This window comes from Brevibacterium picturae (assembly GCF_030453725.1).
GTDB lineage: Bacteria > Actinomycetota > Actinomycetes > Actinomycetales > Brevibacteriaceae > Brevibacterium > Brevibacterium sandarakinum_A.
Map to the genome: position 1 here is coordinate 1 of NZ_JAKDJU010000049.1, position 19,528 is coordinate 19,528.

Annotated in this window: 12 protein-coding genes; 7 read left to right on the plus strand and 5 right to left on the minus strand. The window is 63.1% G+C overall.

The annotated features are described in order from the left end of the window. On the minus strand, positions 1-281 hold a 281-nt coding region (locus L0G76_RS07075), incomplete at its 3' end, for a TetR/AcrR family transcriptional regulator (protein WP_304356590.1). A gap of 97 nt (positions 282-378) precedes the next feature. On the opposite strand from L0G76_RS07075, the gene L0G76_RS07080 reads away from it, so the two are divergent. Together L0G76_RS07080 and L0G76_RS07085 are read left to right on the plus strand one after the other, a co-directional pair. Next, on the plus strand, positions 379-3,654 hold the full coding sequence (locus L0G76_RS07080; RefSeq protein ID WP_304356591.1) for a PD-(D/E)XK nuclease family protein: 3,276 nt from the start codon (positions 379-381) through the stop codon (positions 3,652-3,654). Beyond that, complete coding sequence (locus L0G76_RS07085) at positions 3,654-6,857, plus strand: ATP-dependent helicase (protein ID WP_304356592.1); 3,204 nt, start codon at positions 3,654-3,656, stop codon at positions 6,855-6,857. Before L0G76_RS07080 ends, L0G76_RS07085 begins: the two co-directional genes overlap by 1 nt. An 86-nt stretch (positions 6,858-6,943) precedes the next feature. On the opposite strand, the gene L0G76_RS07090 is transcribed toward L0G76_RS07085, so the two are convergent. Next, positions 6,944-7,981: a phosphotransferase gene (locus L0G76_RS07090; protein ID WP_304356593.1), complete on the minus strand. Its 1,038-nt coding sequence runs from the start codon at positions 7,979-7,981 to the stop codon at positions 6,944-6,946. 105 nt (positions 7,982-8,086) lie between these two features. On the opposite strand from L0G76_RS07090, the gene nudC reads away from it, so the two are divergent. Then, positions 8,087-9,064 carry an NAD(+) diphosphatase gene (nudC, locus tag L0G76_RS07095; protein WP_304356594.1) on the plus strand — a complete coding sequence of 326 codons (978 nt, stop codon included), beginning with the start codon at positions 8,087-8,089 and terminating at the stop codon, positions 9,062-9,064. Continuing rightward, positions 9,061-11,100, plus strand: a complete 2,040-nt coding sequence (locus L0G76_RS07100; protein WP_304356595.1) for an ATP-dependent DNA helicase UvrD2 — start codon at positions 9,061-9,063, stop codon at positions 11,098-11,100. The genes nudC and L0G76_RS07100 overlap by 4 nt, the downstream gene beginning before the upstream one ends. Here L0G76_RS07100 and L0G76_RS07105 read toward each other — a convergent pair. After that, positions 11,077-11,979, minus strand: a complete 903-nt coding sequence (locus L0G76_RS07105) for a hypothetical protein (RefSeq protein ID WP_304356596.1) — start codon at positions 11,977-11,979, stop codon at positions 11,077-11,079. The two genes, L0G76_RS07100 and L0G76_RS07105, sit on opposite strands and share 24 nt — an antisense overlap. A gap of 515 nt (positions 11,980-12,494) precedes the next feature. Between L0G76_RS07105 and L0G76_RS07110 the strand changes: the two genes are divergently transcribed. Beyond that, complete coding sequence (locus L0G76_RS07110; RefSeq protein WP_304356597.1) at positions 12,495-13,052, plus strand: M48 metallopeptidase family protein; 558 nt, start codon at positions 12,495-12,497, stop codon at positions 13,050-13,052. On the opposite strand, the gene L0G76_RS07115 is transcribed toward L0G76_RS07110, so the two are convergent. Together L0G76_RS07115 and L0G76_RS07120 are read right to left on the minus strand one after the other, a co-directional pair. After that, positions 13,030-13,599 carry an NUDIX hydrolase gene (locus L0G76_RS07115; protein ID WP_304356598.1) on the minus strand — a complete coding sequence of 190 codons (570 nt, stop codon included), beginning with the start codon at positions 13,597-13,599 and terminating at the stop codon, positions 13,030-13,032. The two genes, L0G76_RS07110 and L0G76_RS07115, sit on opposite strands and share 23 nt — an antisense overlap. Next, the gene (locus tag L0G76_RS07120; RefSeq protein WP_304356599.1) at positions 13,600-15,030 is read right to left on the minus strand and encodes a zinc-dependent metalloprotease; all 1,431 of its coding nucleotides are present in this window, start codon (positions 15,028-15,030) and stop codon (positions 13,600-13,602) included. Positions 15,031-15,201: 171 nt separating this feature from the next. Here L0G76_RS07120 and L0G76_RS07125 point away from each other — a divergent pair, with 171 nt between their 5' ends. Continuing rightward, a complete protein-coding gene (locus L0G76_RS07125; protein WP_304356600.1) occupies positions 15,202-16,341 on the plus strand; it encodes a YlbL family protein in 1,140 nt (379 codons plus the stop codon). Between the two features lie 32 nt (positions 16,342-16,373). Then, positions 16,374-19,349 carry a UPF0182 family membrane protein gene (locus L0G76_RS07130; RefSeq protein WP_304356601.1) on the plus strand — a complete coding sequence of 992 codons (2,976 nt, stop codon included), beginning with the start codon at positions 16,374-16,376 and terminating at the stop codon, positions 19,347-19,349. The last annotated feature ends 179 nt before the right edge of the window (positions 19,350-19,528 follow it).

Genomic DNA, 19,528 nt, shown 5'->3' on the forward strand with positions numbered 1-19,528 from the left:
CGATAGGTGGCACGAACCTTCTCATGCGGATCCGTGGTCGATCCGATCGCGGCATCGAGAGTCGTGTCGAGGTGCGCGGCGGAATCGTCGATGAGTGCGAGGTAGAGGTCCTGCTTCGACGCGAAGTGCTGGTAGAGGACAGGCTTTGAGACACCGGCCGCCTCGGCGATCGTGTCCATTGAGGTGGTCCGGTATCCACGGGTCGCGAACACGGAACGTGCCACCCCTACCAACTGGTCACGACGCTGTTCACGGGGCAATCTCTGTTGCAGACTCGACATCCCATCATGCTACGCGATAACCAAGTCCGGGACCCGCCAACGCGCTCGATCGTGCTCACATCGTCCCCATGTCGGTGGCTCATGATGGAATACGTGTATGGATGATGTGACTGAGGGGATCGGCGCGAAACTGCTCGCGGGGGAGTCGGTGACGGTTGTGGGGCGCCCTGGGACGGGCAAGACGACGATGCTCGAATCCGTGTACGGGCAGCTGATGTCCGCGGTCAGCCCCGCATCGGTGCTGGTTCTCACGCCCAACCGCGATCATGCCGATGTGCTGCGCAACCGCCTGGCAGTGCCCAGTCACGCAGTGCTGGCCTCGGCGCCCGCGCGAAGCATCGCATCCTTCGCCTACGGTATTGCGCGTGCTGCGCACACGACGGCGACCGGAGATGACCTCGAGTTCATCTCCGGTGCCGATCAGGACGTGTTCCTCGCCGACCTCCTGGCCGGTCACGAGCTCGGCCACGGCCGTGGACCCGTCTGGCCGGTCGAAATCACCGCGGAAGTCCGATCGACCTCCGCGTTTCGGACCGAGGTCCGCGATTTCCTCAACAGGGTGATGGAGTACGACTTCGGTGTGCGCCTTCCCGCACCTGCTGCCGACGGTGGCCAGAATCAGTCACCCGAGTTCGTGTTCGACTTCGGGCGCAGCACGCTCGATCGGGTCCTTGAGCGCCACCGTGATCCGCGGTGGGAGGCAGTGGCCCAGATCCTCGACGAGTACCTCGACATCATGAGCATGCCCGGTTACGGAGGCACCGACTCTGCGACGGTCCTGGCGAGAGCGGCGTTCGACGTTCTGCGTGAGCCCGCCGAGGTGACCGCCGGAAGGACCTGGACATTCGCTCCCGATGTGGTGCCCACAGTGGTCCTGGCCGATGGGGTTCAGGATTTCCCGGCTGCGAGCTGGGGTCTGCTCGAACAGCTGCGTGAACGCGGCAGCGCTCTGGCACTGTTCGGCAGTCCGGAGACCGTGACCGGGCGCTTCCACGGAGCCGATGCCTCACTCATCGACCGCAGCGCTGCCGATGATGGTTTCACCACCGTGATTCTGCCCGAACCGAAGAACACGGGTGCCGGAATCGTCGACGTCAGCGACGACTTCGGTCGCCGCATCACCACCAGGTGGGGCCTGCACCACATGCCGCGCCCGAGCAGCGGACCGGTAGGCTCGGACGACGGCTCAGCAGCCGCCGACATCGCTGCTGCCGAGATTTCCGACGCTGTCGCAGACGACGTTTCCGACGTCGAATCCGTGAGTGACGTGCCTGAGACAGTGGAGACCCATGTGTTCGAGGGAGCTGCCTCGAGCTATCGGTACCTGGCGCGTCGAGTGACGAACTTCGTCGAAGACGGGCATGCGTGGTCGGATGTGGCCGTGCTGTGTCGGAACACGTCGACGGCGCGAGTCGTCGCGAACGAGCTGAGTGCCTCAGGTGTGGCGACTGCGAACATCATGGCGCCTCTCAGCATCGACTCCGCAACCGCGCCGCTTCTCGAGCTGCTCTCGCGCACACCGGACTTCGACGATGATGAGTCGATCGCTGCACAGGCTCTGGCCTTGGCCGGAAGCGTCTATGTCCGCCTCGACCCGGTGCAGATCAGACGGTTCAAGCGAGTCGTGAGGAAGAAGTTCCCCGCAGCAAACAGCTCGACGTCGTTGGCACAGGCGCTGCGCAGCGATGTCGACGACTCATCCCCGACCGGGCTGGTGACGATCTCCCGAATGCTGCGGGCCGCCGCCGAGGTCCGATCGGTCGATCCGCACCAGGCGCTGTGGATGATCTGGGAGGCGGCGGGCGTCGCAGAGAAATGGCAGTCGGAGGCTCTTCGAGATCCGGAGTCGGTGGCGAATTCGCATCTGGACTCGGTGCTGCGGCTATTCACTTTGGCGGAGAAGATCTCCGACCGCGGAGGATTCACAGCACGGTCGTTCGCCGGGATCGTGGCAGAGCAGGACATTGCGCAGGATTCCCTGGCCGCACGGGCTGGCAACGACGATTATGTGCAGGTCGGCACCCCGTCGTCACTGGCACATCTGCGGGTCCCGCTCGTCATCATCGCCGAGGTGAACGAAGGGGTATGGCCCAATCCGAAGATCCGTGGCGGCATCCTCGGCCTCGACGATCTCAGCGCCGTGCTGGCCACCGGCGAGAGGGCAACCGGGGATCCGGGTTACCACTCCCATGCCAAACGGAAGAATCTGCGTGAAGAGGCAGAGCTCTTCTACACGGCACTGACCCGCGCCGAAGAACAGATCATCATCACCGCGATCTCTGACGCCGAAAGCAATCCCTCGCCCTTCTTCGACGTGATCGCGGCACGAACATCGAAGGGCACCGAGGACGCAGACGGGTATGCGATCACCCATGAGGACGAACTCCTGCCGCTGTCCGTGGAAGAGATGGCCGCGCATACCCGTGCCCGGCTGCTGAGAGCCGCCGCTGACCCTGCGCAGGAGGCGCCCGAGGATGACGTGCGTAATTGGGCGCAGCTGATGTCGGCACTGACCGCCGCCAGCACCACGGTCGAACCGCCCGAACAATGGCGCGAGATCGAAGACGTCACCTCCAGTCAGCCTCTCTTCACCAGCGAAGACACGGTGAGAGTCTCACCGTCCCAAGTGGAGTCCTTCACCGACTGTTCGCTGCGGTGGTTCCTCACCCGCAACGGGGGAGACAGGCCCGGGTCGTTGGCCCAGAGTCTGGGAACGATCATCCACGCCGCGGCAGAGAACTTTCCGCAGGGTCCGGCCTCGGCGATCCGAGAATACGTCGACAAGGAGTTCACGACGCTCGAATTCGATGCGGAGTGGGAGCGGGATCGCGAACACACATTGGCGATGAAGATGGCCGATCGCCTCGGCGAGTACATCAAGACCGCGCCCGGTGAACCCATCGGCGTCGAAGCTCAGGTGTACGCCACCGGAGTCGATGACAAGGGCCAGGAATGGAAAGTCACCGGGCGCCTCGATCGACTTGAACAGACACCCGAGGGCATCCGGATCGTGGATTTCAAGACCGGAAAGAACGTCGTCAAAGGTCAGGAGATGGCCCGTCACCCGCAACTCGGTGTCTACCAGGAGGCGATCAACTCCGGGACCATCACCATCGGTGAGGACCAGACCATCGATGCCACTGCCTATGGGGCCGAACTCGTGTACCTGCGAAATTCCAAACAGACGACAAGAGAACAGTCGGCGCTTGAGATCGACGAGGACCCGGGTTGGGCCCGAGACCTCATCAACGATGTGTCCGATCGCATGCGGGCCGCGGAGTTCCCGGCCCGGGTCGAGCCGCAGAAATGCCTGAGCTGTCCTGTCCGCACCTCCTGCCCGGCGATCGGGCCCCAGACCTTGGAAGAGTCCTGATGCGCTTCACCGCAGAACACCTGGCCCGCCTGACCGCCGCCGACCCCGCCCAAGCGTTCCCGCCGAGCGAAGAGCAGAGAATCATCATCGAAGCCGATCCGGCGCAGTCGATGAAGGTCACCGCCGGCGCAGGCTCGGGTAAGACGACCGTGATCTCCCAGCGGGTCGTATGGCTTGTGGCCAATGGCTTCGTCGCACCCGAGGAGATCCTGGGCCTCACCTTCACGCGGAAGGCCGTGGGTGAACTGGGCGGGCGCATCAGGGTGCTCTTGGCTCGGCTGCGCCACAGCCTCGGTCTGGGCTCCGAGATGAGCCTGCCCGGTCTCGACAATCCGACGGTATCGACCTATAACTCCTATGCAGCCTCGATCGTCAGCGAACACGGCGTCAGCATCGGCATCGAGCCCGAGACGGTGCTGCTCGATGATGCGGCTGCCCACACCATTGCCGGCGAGATCATCGACTCCACTTCGACAGAGGAGATCCCCGGCGACTTCGCACGCGAGACGATGATCGCCGACATCATCTCACTGGCCGCGGCGATGAATGACCACGGTCGCGGGGTCGACGAGCTCACGGACTATCTTGACCAGTGTCTGCAGGCCCTGGTCTCGAGCAAAGGGAAACCAGTCGACCCCAGCGGCCGGCGAGCGAAGATCGAAGCGAAGATCAAGACCGCGAAACTGGCCGGCGCATACATGGTCGCCAAACGTCGCAACCTGGCCATGGACTTCTCTGACCAGGTTCGCTTCGCTCAGCGCATCATCGACGAAGTGCCGGCCGCGCGCAGTGCCGAACAGCAGAGGTGGTCAATCGTTCTCCTCGATGAGTTCCAGGACACCTCGGTCGCCCAGCTGAAACTGCTGCGCGACCTGTTCCACTCCACGGCGGTGACAGCGGTGGGCGATCCCCGACAGGCCATCTACGGCTGGCGCGGTGCCAGTGCCGACAACATGATCCGGTTCTCCGAAGACTTCGACAACGTCTCGGCACTGACGCTGAGCACGAGCTGGCGCAATGACCACACGATCCTGACGGTCGCGAACCGGACCGCGAACGGTTTGGCCGGAAGCCAGGAGAAGCCGCTGTCGGCACGCGCAGGAGCCGGGGACGGTGGAGTGGCCATCGACATCAGCTCGGGAGCCCATGATCCGGACTTCCTCACCGTCGGACTCAGATCCCTGACCGAATGGGTCGCCAGCCTTCCCGCCGGGTCATCCAAGGCCGTGCTGTGCCGCAAGCGTGCCCATTTTGCGCCGGTTGCCGCGGCGATGGAGGCTGCAGGCTACGCCGTTCACGTCCACGGTTCCTCAGGTCTCCTGAGCGACCCCTTCGTCGCCGATCTGAGGGCAGTGCTCACTGCAGCCGTCGATCCGATGGCCGGTGACATTCTGATGCGGTTGGTCAGCGGTCGGCTGTTGGGCCTCGGTGCCACAGACATCGCCGCTCTGCAGGCATTCACCCGTGCGCAGAACGATTCGCGACTGACCGAGTTCATGGCGGAGAACGCCGAGGCTGACGCAGTCGTGGCCGAAAGCATCGACCAGCCGACGATCGTCGAGGGCCTTGACGAACTCGTAGACCTCTCCGAGGCACTCGCAGGGTCGGCACACTTCGCCGGGGCACGGACCATGGTGAATAACTTTCGCAACTCGGGACTGAGCTCGATCGCACTGGATCGATTGGTCAGGTTGGCACGGGCGCTGCGCCATGTTCGTTCCGGGTCCGGGACCATCGCCTCGATCATTCGCACCGCGATGACCGAGACCGGAGTCGACTCCGACATCTGGGGGCTCAGCGATTCGCTGCGCAACCTTCACCGTTCCGCGATCGACTCGTTCCTGTCTGCGGCAAGCCAGTACTCGGCAGCCGACGACCAACCCTCGGTGCCGGGCTTCCTCGAGTGGCTGACTCTGATGGAGGCGAAGGATGCGCTCAGCGTGGTCGAGCCGAGTTCGGCCTCCGACGCCATCGACATCATGACGGTCCACGCCTCGAAGGGCCTCGAATTCGACGCAGTCGCCGTGCCGTCTCTGGTCGTCAAGGATTTCCCGACGGAACCCCGGGACAAGGAAGGGTGGATGGACAGAACAGCCTTGCCCTACCCGCTGCGAGGCGACCGTGCCCACCTGGTTGACTATGACCTTCGAACCGCCGGCTTCGACACCAAGAAGGCACTGGACGAATGGGTCAGCGAGTTCATCAAACCGGCCATCGCCGAGGCGCATGAAGAAGAGGAACGGCGTCTGGCCTACGTGGCCTTCACCCGCGCCAAACACTACCTGTGGCTGGGGGCCGAGCTGATGGGGGCCAGGGCCAACCCTGACGACCCGTCCCCGTTCCTCAGCGAAGCGATCGAGGTATTGGGACGCGACGTCGACATGCCGGAACCTGCCGACGAATCGGCCGAGGACCGCATCGAGACAAGCATCTGGCCCGTACCGCGAACCGATCGAGTGTCCACGGCCCGACGTGCCGCCGAGTGGGTGAGCACCGCTGCACCCGTCGGCCTGGACGAACTGGCACAGAAACAGGGACTCGTAGGCGAATACGCGCGACAGGCACTGCGGATCAGCAGCCGCCCTGGCACTGCCAGCACCGGAAATGTCCCGGATCGTCTGTCGGCGACAGCTCTTGTTTCGTGGCGCAGAGACCCGCAGCAATTCATCACCCAGACCCTGCGTCCCATCCCGACCCCGCCGAGTCGGGCAGCAGAGATCGGGACCACCTTCCATTCCTGGGTCGAGCAGCATTTCGGACAGGCGAGCATCGACATCGATGACGGACAGCAGATCCAGGCCATCGACACTGCGACCATCGAACGGCTCCAGCAGACTTTCATCGGCTCAGAATTCGCGAGCAGGCATGCCGATCACATCGAGATGTCGTTCGAACTCGTCCTCGGGAGGTTCAGGATCCCGGGCAAGATCGATGCGGTCTTCATCACAGGCGATCACGCAGAGGTCGTCGACTGGAAGACCTCGAAACGGCCGGATGAGAAGGCGCTGGAGGTGATGAAGTGGCAGCTGGCTCTCTACCGCTTCGCCATCCAGCGGGTCCATCCCGAGATCACCGAGGTGACGGGAACCTTCTACTTCGTCGGCAGCGATGACATCGTCAGGTTCACCCAGCTTCCGGAGGAGGCCGAGATCATTGCGTGGTTGGAGGCCAATGACCGCAGCCGAGCCGATCAGGGGCGCTGAGAGTCATCGGTGGGTGCGGATTCGTCCTGCTCTGGTGTTCCCTCGTCGATGACGCCGTCGGCCTCAGGCGTGCGCCCGGTATCGGGCTATGGTTCCTCGGTCAGCACATCCGCCACCGGATTCGAGTCCTGGTCGCTGCTCGCTGCTGTGGGAGTGCTGCTCGCAGCGGACGGTTCAGTGGGAGTGCCCTTCGGCTCTGATGTGTCCTTCGAGAACAGGACATCGTTGAACGAGGACAGAAGTTCACCTGCGTCCTGAACCGCGTCCTGATCTCCGGAATCGACTGCTTCGAGCAGCCAATCGAGGACGGCGAACTCGGCGAGCAGTTCGGCACGGGGGATCACGTGCTCGTCGGCACGGGGCCGTGAGTTCCTGTACTCGCTGAAGAAGGTCGGGACAGCGGCAGGGTCGATGAGTGCCGAGGCCGCAGCCAGATCGATGGCGGGATCGGAGACTCGCAGACGTTCGATTCCCGACAGCGCGAGCACTCGCTCCTGGTCGGTGTAGACATTCGTCTCATCAATCGCACCGTGGATGGGGGTGGCGAGGAAGCGCCAGAGAGCGACCTTTTCGAACTCCTCTTCCCAATGTTGCAGCAGAGCGGCGGGCACCCGGCCCGTGGACGCAGCCTGATCGAGCCTCTCCAGGATCTGGAACTGGAATCGGGACGGGTCTTCGACAGGGAATCCTGCCTCGGAGATCGATTCCGGTGCCGCCGAATGCAGCGTGGCCAGAGCCTGCGCCAATGAGCTCGCGCGCGCGACATCGGTGATGGCCTGGTCACCGACCGGAGCACCGGGCAGGGGGTCGATGAGAGTCACCGTGGTGGACGCAGAAGTGCCGAAGTAGTCGGCGTCGACCTCGGTGATGGCGCGCAGATGAGGCCAGGCGAACCCGGCATGCGGATACATCGTGTCATAGATCCGACCTGCTTCGGCCGCAGAACCGGTGTCTGCGGACCGATCGAGACTGGTCTGTGCCGTCGCCACCAACTGCTGCTGACCATCGTCGACGAGAACTCTGATTCCCAACCCCAATGACGGCAGGGGGATCCATTCCGTCGGGGAGAAGTCTTCGAGCATCGTTGCCGCGACAGCTGCCAACTTGAGCGCCTTGGTATTCACCCTCCCCAATCTACCGTCTGCGCCGGCTGGAGACCGGAGATTCGGCCGTTGAGCGTGTCAGCACGCACACGTCCTGCGTCAGGACCCTGAGTTATCGTGGAGGGCATGAAGCCACTGCCACCCGTGAAACCGATCAGTCTGGCCCGCCATGGAATCGATCGTGACCATCTCTCACGCGGTCAGGACGGTGACTTACACGAACTGTGGGCCAGCGGAGCGAAGCCTGTGTTCGAACACCGTGGGTCACTCCTCGTCGCAGCGGGCGGCCTGTTCATCAGTGATGCCGACATGGTGCCGGATGAGCAGACGGAGATCTACCTCGGCCGCGACGCCGAAGGAATACGGTACATCGGGGTCTCCCTCGACGATGCCGGCCGCAGTGAGATCGACACTTCACTGGCGACGTCGCGTGCCCGCGACGCCACCGATCTGCTGACCGCACCGGGGGAGGGCATTGACAGTGCCGAGCCCGTTTGGTTGCCGCTGCGTCAGTTGGCAGAGTCCCTCGACGACGTGCAGGTGTCCCTGGCGTGCGAGATCGTGGGCCTCGGCAATTGGCACAGAGCCCACCGATTCTCGCCCCGTACCGGGCGTCCGACCCAAACCAGTCTCGGCGGTTGGGTGAGAACGGACCCCGACAACGGCAGCGAGCACTTCCCTCGGACAGACCCGGCCGTCATCGTCCTCATCATCAACACCGACGAGGACGGGATCGAGAGGGTGCTGCTGGGCAACAACGCCGCGTGGGAGGCGGACCGATTCTCCCTGCTGGCCGGATTCGTCGAACCCGGTGAAACCTTGGAACACGCAGTCATTCGAGAGGTCTTCGAAGAGGCCCATGTCGAAGTCGCGAATCCGCAGTACCTCGGGTCCCAACCCTGGCCTTTCCCGTGCTCCCTCATGCTCGGCTTCTCAGCTGAGGCACCGAGCCTCGAATTCGCCGCCGACGAGGCGGAGATCGCCACCTTGACCTGGTTCACTCGTGAGGAGCTGCGAGCGGCCATCGAACGTGGCACGGTGCGGGCCCCCGGGGTCGTGTCGATCGCCGGACAGCTTCTCTACAGCTGGTTGGACAACGTTTGAGCGCTCAGGCTGCGGCACTGCTCGATGCTCTCGACGAGGAGCAGAAGGAGGTCGCCACCCAATTCTCCACCCCCGTCATCGTCCTGGCGGGAGCCGGGACGGGCAAGACCCGTGCGATGACCCATCGCATCGCCTACGGCATTGCCACCGAGGTGTTCCCTCCCAATCACGTTCTGGCTCTGACCTTCACAGCCAAAGCTGCAGGGGAGATGCGGTCACGCCTGCGCGACCTCGGAGTCCCAGCGGTCCAGGCCCGAACGTTTCACTCCGCAGCGCTTCGCCAGCTGCGCTACTTCTGGGACCGGTTTGCGCAGGGAGACTTCCCTCGGATCATCGACAACAAGGCTGGGATCCTCGGCTCGGTGCTCCAGAGCTTGGGGATCGAGACCAGCCGGGAGCTGAATCGAGATGTGGCCTCCGAACTCGAGTTCGCTGCCGCGTCCCTTCTTGGGGTCGACGACTATGCCACCCAAGCCGCCGCCCGCGATCTTCCCGGACAGCTGGGCGTCGAAGACATGGTGCGCATCTTCGAGGCGTACAGCGAAGCGAAGACACGCGGCCGGCTCATGGACTTCGAGGATGTGCTGCTCGTTCTCGACGGCGTGCTCGCAGAGTATCCTGCCATCGCGGCAGAGATCCGCGATCAGTATCGACACTTCGTCGTCGACGAATTCCAGGACGTTTCGCCCCTCCAGTACGACGTCCTCTCGCGCTGGCTGGGGCCACGGGACAACCTCTGCGTCGTCGGCGACCCGGCCCAGACGATCTATTCCTTCGCGGGAGCCGACTCCTCACTGCTGAGGACACTGGACGCTTCGCTGCCGACGTCGACGACGATCCAATTGGTCCGCAACTATCGGTCGTCGAAGGCAATTGTGTCGACGGCGAACAATCTGCTTCGACACACTTCCCGCGCCGCGCTGACCCTGCGTACCGACAACCCTGCTGGCCAACAGCCGGCTATGACCGAGTACCCGACCGACGACGCTGAGGCCGCCGGTGTCGTCAAGGCCATCTCTGCCGAGGTTCATGCCGGCCGCCGCCCGCGAAACATTGCGGTTCTGTTTCGCACGAACGGACAGAGTCCCGCTTACGAGCAGGCCCTTGCCGCAGCCGGCATCCCCTATGTTCTGCGGGGCGGAGAGAGGTACTTCGCGCGAAAGGAGGTCAAAGAGGCCGTCCTCATGCTCAAGGCGGCCCGTGCCACTTCGAGTGGCAGACCTCTGCCAGAAGTCGTCTCCGAGGTGCTGGTCTCCCTGGGGTACTCGAGCAAGCCACCTGCTGCCGGGGCGAGCCGCCAGAAGTGGGAATCCCTGAAGGCGCTGGTCGACCTGGCTGAGAGCCACCAGTCCGGATCCGAACTGCCGGTGCCCCTTGAAACTTTCCTCGCTGATCTGAGCGAGCGAGCCGAACACCAATTCGCTCCAGACATCGAAGGCGTCACCCTCGCCTCATTTCACGCGGCCAAGGGCCTCGAATGGGACAGTGTGCACCTGGTCGGGCTCAGCGAGGGACTGCTGCCCATCAGCTACGCCCAGACGCCACGCGCAGTCGCTGAGGAGCGTCGCCTGTTCTATGTGGCGCTGACCCGTGCCGGCAGAGACCTCAGCTTGAGTTGGTCCCTGTCACGCCATGATTCCAAGCAGCGACCACGCAAACCCTCCCGGTTCCTCAGCGAACTCGGACGGGTTGATCAAGCGGTGGGCCAGGGCCGTCGGACTGCGACCTCGGTGACGTTGAATCGCTGCAGATCGTGCGGCAAGGTGCTCGTGTCCCAGGTCGACCGGGCTCTGTCCCGGTGTGCGAACTGTCCTGCTGACATCGACGTCGAACTCCTCGACAGACTGCGACGCTGGCGAGCCCGTGTCGGCTTGGAACAGGGGCTTCCGCCCTATCTCGTTCTCACCGACACATCGATTTCGGCGATCGCCGAGATCAGGCCGCAGGATATGAGCTCATTGGCGAAGATCCCAGGGGTCGGCGCGACCAAGCTCGAACTCTATGGGGCGGGGCTACTGAGCCTGCTCATCGATTAGGTCGAAGTGCGGGACCGGGACGCGGCACTGGCAACGGGGATGAAACGCCGGTGGGGCATCTGTTGCGATGCCGGTGGCCAGTGAGACGTTCCTGTGGACCGGGTCGGCGTCGGGGCTCAGCAGAGACCGTCTGAGGATCTGAACGACATTGATTGCTCCGAGCGCCCGTGACAGCGGATCACTGAGGTTCTCGCGGTCCGGAAGGGCTCGGATGTGAGAGTACTGGTCGAACCACGAATCATCTGCGTCCTTGTTCACTAGGCAGGCGCAGACGGCGCAGGGTGTCGTCCCGGGACGGATAAGACCGGTGACCTCGAGGGAGTATTCCCCGATGACGACCTGGCAGTGGGGCACCTCGCGATCAGTGAGCCAGGTGGCGGTGTGAAGATCAGGGACGAGGTATGAAGTCGTGATCACGAGAGGTGAGGACAGCAGATCGAGGTCCTCGACGCGATGTTCGTTCGCGATGGCGAAGCCGGAGGCTGAGAGATACTGTTCGGTGACTGCTCTCAGCGGCCCCACGACCATGATCCGTGAGTCACCGAGGAGCTTCGATACGCGGTCGGGGGAGAGGGCGAAGATCTGCGCGGTTGCCAACAGAGGGGAACTCTTCGTCACCGTGGCGGCGTCGGAATCGTCGGGAACGATGACGCCCGCCTCGTCGAGCAATGTGATCAGCGAGCTCGCCCGGCCCAGGTCGGCACCGAGATCCTGCGCTCGAGAGTAATACTGGGCCGAACCGACGCCCATCCGCAACTCGTCGACGAGAGCGACATCTGCTGGCAGAAGCCCGTCGATGAGGACGGGATCATCGACGCCGAACTGCACACACGATGATGACCGCCATGTGATCGGCACACTGGGAAAAATCCGGAACATGTCTCCACCTCGCCTCGAACGCCTCGGACTTCCACGGTAGTGAAGGCGGACGACATCCGCCATGGGCGAGATGAAACTGTGGAAAACCCTGTGGATAACGGTCGAGGGCAGGCCGGAAAATGTATCCCGACGCGCCCTCAACCGCTATGTGCCCCAGGCGCTCGCGGAGACTCGTGCAGCTTCCCCTTCCGCACGCATCACCGGGTTTTCCGGGGTCAATCATAGAACTTATTCTGCATTTGCCGCCCCGTCAATGCCGGTTCATCCACATACCGGTCAACAGTGTGTGGATAACCTGTGGATATGTCGCTACGAGTTGTGGAGAAAAGGTTCCTTGAATGATTGCGTGTGGGCTACGACGAGAGTGAAAGCGTAGGTCACTTCCGCTGCTCGCGGTCACCCGGGGCGACTCGGCCTGTGGACAATCCGAAACGCGGTGTGGAATGACGATGCTCAGGAAACTCACAAAGAGAGACGCGTGAATGAATGTCTGCCGAATTTCCTATGATGGACCTGTGGCAACTCAACAGCGATGGACCGAAGAGGACGTGCTGCGGGCGATCGCCCGTGGAGAAATCGAAGTGCGCCGATCCGCACGTCGGAAGAAGACCATTTCGGTCGCGAAGGAAGTGGATACATTCGTACTCAGCACGCCTGTGAGCTACAGCGTGGAGACCAACATTCGGTCGCTGACAGATCTGTTCAACCGCCTCGCGGCCAGGGACCATTCCTCGGCCGGTGATCTCGTCGATCTGGCTGATGAGATGAGCCGGCGCTACTTCGACGGACGCCTGCGTCCGCAGTCGATCAGGTGGGTGACGAATCAGAACATCAGTCGCTGGGCATCGACGACGACCTCGTCAGGAGACATCAGGATCTCCCACCGCCTGCAGGCGGCGCCTCGTTGGGTGTTGGAGACAGTGATCGTCCATGAACTCGCTCATCTGCAGATCGGCCCGCATTCCAAGGAGTTCCACGAGCTGGCGGACAGGCACCCCAGACAAGCCGATGCGAAACTCTACCTTGACGGCTTCAGCGCGGGGGAGCAGTTCAATCGCGGTGGCGGTCGCTGACTCGCCAGAATTCCACACCTGCCCGGTAAAGCTGCGGCAGCCGCACAACCAGATCCGGCATCAGAGACGACGGCAGGTCTGCGACTGGGAACCATCTCACCGCCAGAGACTCGTCCGAGACAACGGGAACCTGGTCCGTGGCTGCGATTGCGGCGAAGACCACGTCGAAGTGACGTCGGCACGCCCCGAACGAGGCCGAGAGATCGTGCACATGGAGATCGATCGGGACGGGGGAGAACCAGGTCAGGTGGCTCAGCCCGCTCTCCTCCATGGCCTCCCTGCGCGCCGCAGAGTGCAAGCTGTCATCCTCAGGCTCGAGATGCCCGCCGAACTGACCCCAGAGACCGGCCTTGCGGTGATGATTGAGGAGCACGGACTCCGTGTCAGGGTCGACGATCAGGCAACTGGCAGTGACATGCTCAGCGCCCGCCTCGCGCCGCAACGCGTCGTCGCCGGCTGTGGAGAACAAGTCCTCGAAGTCGAGCGCGAAATCAGTCGCTGCTGAGGTGGCGCCGACCTCGGAGCGGGCAGTATCGAGACGAATCATTCAGCTCTCACTGCGGCCACCGGTCTCACCGGTGTCGTCAGTCCCATCGTCGGAATCGGAATCGGATTCGACATCGTTCTGCGGCCCTGACTCGTCGCTGGCTTCCGTGCCTTCGATGCCCTCGGCGAGAATGCGGCTCAAGGCTTCGTCGAGAGTCGATTCGCTGGTCCATTCGGCATGCCGACGCTCGGAGTAGCCCAAGGGGTCGTCGAGGTCCTGTGTCGTCGGCAGGAGGTCGGGATGGGAGAACACCTTGTCCCTTGCCTCTGTGCCTCCTTGGGTTTCGAGGTACCCGAACAGTGCTGCAGCGTCACGCAGGCGGCGGGGATTGAATTCCAGGCCGACGAGCGTCGAGAATGTCTTCTCGGCCGGGCCCGCAGTAGCTCGGCGGCGTCGCAGCGCCTCACGGATCTGATCGCGGCCGGGCAGATGCGCACATGCGGAATAGACGACGACGTCGACCCAACCGGCGATGACGGCAAGGAGGTTCTCCAGCGTCGTCAGTGCTTTCTTCTGGTCCTCGGTGGTCGGAGGATTGAACAGACCCTGGCGAATGTTGTCGCTGAGGTCGGAGATATTGGACGGATCGACCTGCGAGGCCATGTCCTCGATCTGGGAGGTGTCGACCTTGAGGCCCTGCGCATAGCGGGTCAGCGCAGTTTCGACCTGCGCGCTCAGCCAGGGAGCGCGCTCGAACAGCGCCAGGTGGGCAAGCTCCTGGGCGGCGAGGTAGATCCGGACTTCCGATGCATCGACGTCGATCTCCGAGGCGAACTTCTCCACATTGGTCTCGACGAGCACTGCGGTGTCCTGCGGCAGAAGGGGCAGCCCCACCTCGGTGCCGGTGAGCACGCTCTCCGACAGCGCACCCACGGCCTGTCCGATCTGCATTGCGAACATCGAGTCGCTCATCGAACCGAACATCGATGAGGCTCCGGCGAGGATGCCCTTCATCTCTGCCGGCACCTGAGTCTCAAGGGTCTCAGTGAGGGCAGAGGACATGTTCTCCTTGATCGGGAGGACGAATTTCTGCCAACCGGGCATAGTCTCGCTGACCCATTCTGCACGGGTGAGCGTCCGCGCCGATCGGCTGGCCCCGGAGAACTCGGTCGCCTCGGCGAGCCACAGCTCGGCGAGCCGGAAAGCGTCGGCGGTCGCCCTCACCGATTCCTCGCCCACAGCGGGGTCAGGTGTCGGAACCGCCTTCTGAGCGATCGACGTCGCCTGAGCCTGGGAATCGGCACCCTGACCGAAGAGGCCCTGCATCTGATTCATGATGGTCGACATCATCGCCGGATCGATCTGGAAGCCCTGCGAACCGGTATTGCCGTCCTTGTCCTCGCCCTGACCGGCACCGGGACCATTCGCTCCGAAGAGCATTCCGAAGATCTGCTCGAATGGATTCTGCTCATTGTTGTTGTCATCGGTCATTTTCTCAAAGCCCCCAAGAATCGGTTTGTCTTATACGTTAACGGTTCTGTATGTGGGAAGCTTCCCAATTCCGGGAGGTTTCGCACGATGTTCGCACCGGGCGAAAGGAGTCTGTGAAACTCACGGTCAGGTTTCAACTAGACTGGTCGGGCGGTGCAGCGAAAGGACAACATGACAGAGAATGCCCCTCGGGCCGTGCCGGTGCCCGCAGCACCGACGCGTGGCGACACTCGACGACGCGCTCCACGTCTGACCACGACTTCAGGGGTCATGACCTACCTCCTCATCGCTCTTGCCGTTTTGCTGCCGGTGCCGTACATGCTGCAGCTGCCCGGACCGGTGTTCAATACGCTCGGTGACTATCAGGGCAAACCCATGATCGATGTCTCCGGTGCCGAAACCTACCCGACCGATGGGCGCATCGACATGCTCACAGTCGCCGTCAGCGGAGGCCCGGGGCGTGACACCTACGCGTCACAAGCGCTGGGCACTCTGCTGAATGGCAAGGAGACGGTCATCCCCACCGAGGCCTACTATCCTCTTGATACGACGCGGGAGGAGGTGGCCTCGTCCAATGCGGTGGAGATGTCTTCCAGCCAGGATGTGGCCGTGGCCGCGGCGATGGGCCAACTCGACGAACCCTACAAAGTGCATCTCCTCGTCAACGAGGTGGTGCCCGACTCGCCCGCCGAGGGGCAGCTGCTCAAAGGTGACCGGATCATCTCGGTGAACGGGAAGAAGCTGGACTCCGACCCGGAGGCAGCGAAGGTCATGAGCGAGACAGTCCAGTCCTCCGACTCGGTCGACATCGTCGTCGAACGCGGTGGCGAAGACGTCGATGTGGCGATGAAGCCAGCGACGATCGACGGGCGCAAGGCCATCGGCATCTCCATGAGGCAGGACTTCGAGTTCCCCGTCGACGTGGCATTCAACGTCGAGGGCATCGGCGGCCCCTCCGCCGGCACCATGTTCGCGCTGGCCATCATCGACGAACTCACCCCCGGTGCCATGACCGGTGGAAAGCACGTGGCAGGAACCGGCGAGATCGATCCTGCAGGCAATGTGGGTCCCATCGGTGGGGCCCGACAGAAGGTAGCGGCCTCGACTGCGCAGGGGGCGAAGCTCTTCCTATCGCCCGCAGACAACTGTGCAGAGGTCATCGAGGCTGCCGATCAGTCCAAGATCACGGTGGCACGCATCGACACGCTCGATGATGCACAGAACGCCGTGGAGCAATACGCAGCCGGAGACACCTCGGATCTCGAGAAGTGTCCAGCCGGCGGCGCCGACAACAATGAGAAAGGGCAGTAGTGAGCTCTCCGTCCTCACCCACCTCCGCACGAATGCCGGCGAACCGGCCCAGACGTTCGCCCCTGTTGCTCACCCTCGTGTCAGTGGCGATTCTGCTCGTCGCTTTCATCGCTTTCACCCAGGTGTACACCGAAGTCCTGTGGTTCAAGCAGCTCGATGTCTCACAGGTGTTCCGCACCATGTGGTTCGCCCGCGGACTGATGTTCCTGGCCGGATTCGTGGTCATGGCGGTCCCTGTGTGGCTGAGTCTGCACTTGACCTTCCGGAATCGGCCGGTGTACGCACCGACGACTCCGCGCCAGGAGAACCTCGATCGGTACCGTGAAGCCATCGAACCGCTGCGTAAGGTCGCGACCTTCGCGATCCCGGCGGTCGTCGGCGCACTCAGCGGAATCACCGCCTCGGCGCAGTGGGACACCGTTCTCCAATGGATGAACTCCACGTCCTTCGGCTCGCAGGACGCCCAGTTCGGGATGGACAAGTCGTTCTTCGTCTTCGTCCTTCCCGGTCTGCAGCTCATCGGTGACCAGGTGGGAATGGCGATTCTGCTCTCGCTCATTGCCGCACTCGTCGGACACTATCTCTTCGGCGGGATCCGTCCAGGGGAGCAGAAGGGCGTCATCCTCACGAAGACCGCCCAATGGCAGCTGGGAATCACCGTCGGCGTTCTGATCCTCGTGCAGGCCGGCCGCCTGTGGCTTTCTCGCTACGACCGGATGACGTCGACCGGCGGCATCGTCCCCGGTGTGACCTACACGGATGACAGGGCGGCCCTTCCTGCCATGGCCATCGTCGCGATCGCAGCGGTGCTTGTTGCACTGCTGTTCGTCTACACGGCGTGGAAGGGCAATTGGCGAATCTCGCTCATCGCAACCGCCACTCTCATCGTCCTCGGCGGAGTTTCGATCATCGCCTATCCCGCGATGGTCCAGCAGTTCCAGGTCAACCCGTCCCAGCAGAGCCTGGAATCCGAATACATACAGCACAACATCGATGCCACACGCGAGGCCTTCGACTTCGAGGACATCGATGTGACTCCCTATGAGCCCAGCACGACCGGCGAGAAGGGGGCTCTGCGCGCGGACGCGGAAACCGCTGCGTCGATCCGCCTGCTCGACCCGAACCTGGTCTCGGACACGTTCCGTCAGCTCCAGCAGGTCAGGCCCTACTACTCGTTCCCGCAGAAGCTCGACGTGGATCGCTACAACATCGACGGTGAAATGCGCGATACCGTGATCGCGGTTCGCGAACTCGCCCCGAGCTCGGTCAACAACCAGAGCTGGTACAACCGCGCCATCGTCTATACCCACGGCTTCGGCGTCGTGGCTGCCAATGGCAATACGCGCAATCCCGACGGTGAACCGACGTTCATGGAATCCGACATTCCGCCCAAGGGAGAATTCCCGGACTACCAGCCGCGGGTGTACTTCGGGGAGAACTCGCCCGACTACTCCGTCGTTGGTGGCGAAGAGGGAGCCAAGCCCCGAGAACTTGACTATCCTTCCGATGAGGAGGGCGCCTCGGGACAGGTCAATAACACCTTCTCCGGTGACGGCGGGCCCTCTGTGGGCAATCTGTTCAACCGACTGGCCTACGCTCTGAAGTTCCAGGACGAGCAGATCCTGCTCTCGGATGCAGTCAACGGGGAGTCGCAGATCCTGTACGAACGCCACCCTCGTGAGCGAGTGCAGAAGCTTGCGCCATTCCTCAAGATCGACGGCGACCCGTACCCCGCTGTCGTCGACGGCAAGATCAAGTGGATTCTCGACGGTTACACGACTGCCGAGGACTACCCGTATTCGACACCGCAGCAGCTGCAGGCCGCAACCGAGGATTCCACGACGGAGACCGCTGCAGGCAATGTTGCGACACTTCCCGACGAAGAGGTCAACTACATCCGGAACTCGGTGAAGATCACCGTCGACGCCTTCAGTGGGAACGTGGACATGTACCAGTGGGACAAGGAGGATCCCGTCCTCAACACATGGATGAAGATCTTCCCGGATCTGATCCAGCCTGCTTCGGAGATGTCCGGTGATCTGATGAGCCACGTCCGCTACCCGGAGGACATGTTCAAGGTTCAGCGTGATCTGCTGACCCAGTACCATGTGACCTCCGCCAGCGAGTTCTACACCGGTCAGGACTTCTGGACGCTGCCGACCGATCCGACGAAGGAAGCATCGAGCGGGCTGACTCAGCCTCCGTTCTACATGACCCTGCAGATGCCGGGCCAGCAGTCCCCGTCATTCTCGTTGACGAGTTCCTATATCCCGGCACGCTCGTCTGAGGGGCAGGCTCGGAACAACCTGACAGGCTTCCTGTCCGCGGATGCCGACGCCGGCGACACCGGGGGAGAGGTGGCAGACGGCTACGGCAAACTCCGGCTGCTCCAGTTGCCTCGCAACACGACGGTGCCCGGTCCAGGACAGGCGCAGAACAACTTCAATACTGCCCCGGATGTGCAGCGCAGCCTCAACCTGCTGCGCCAGGGTGAGTCCGAAGTCCAGAACGGAAACCTGCTGACACTGCCGGTCGGCGGTGGCCTGCTCTACGTTCAGCCGGTTTATGTGCGGTCCGCAGGTGAGACCTCGTACCCGCTGCTCCAGCACGTGCTGGTGGCGTTCGGTGAGGACATCGGATTCGCTCCGACTCTCGATGAGGCTCTCGACCAGGTCTTCGGCGGCGACTCCGGCGCCCAGGCCGGCGACGCGGGCACTGAGGACGGCGGCTCCGGCGAGTCGGGCGGCACAGGCAGCGGCGGTGATTCCGGCGCCGGGTCTGACGACCAGAGCCTCAACGAGGCGCTGCAGAAAGCCAGAAAGGCGATGGAAGATTCCGACGCGGCCCTCAAGGAGGGTGACTTCGAGGAGTACGGCAAGGCGCAGGACCGTCTGAAGAACGCGATTGAGGAAGCGGTGGCAGCCGATCCCTCCCTCGCCGAGGACGGCTCGCAGGACGGGGCTTCCGCTCCGGCCAGTGCCCCGGCCGATCAGGGCGGAGGAAACTGACCCCGGTCGCGGTCGAAGCTGAATGAGTCTGGCCCCTGAGATCCGATCGGATCTCAGGGGCCAGACTCATAGGCCGGAGAGAGGGGCGCAGGGACTCGGTCCATCCCTCATCACTGTGGGCGGAGGCGGGGAGCGTGAATCAGAAGAACCCCCATCCGATGGATGGGGGTTCTGCCACT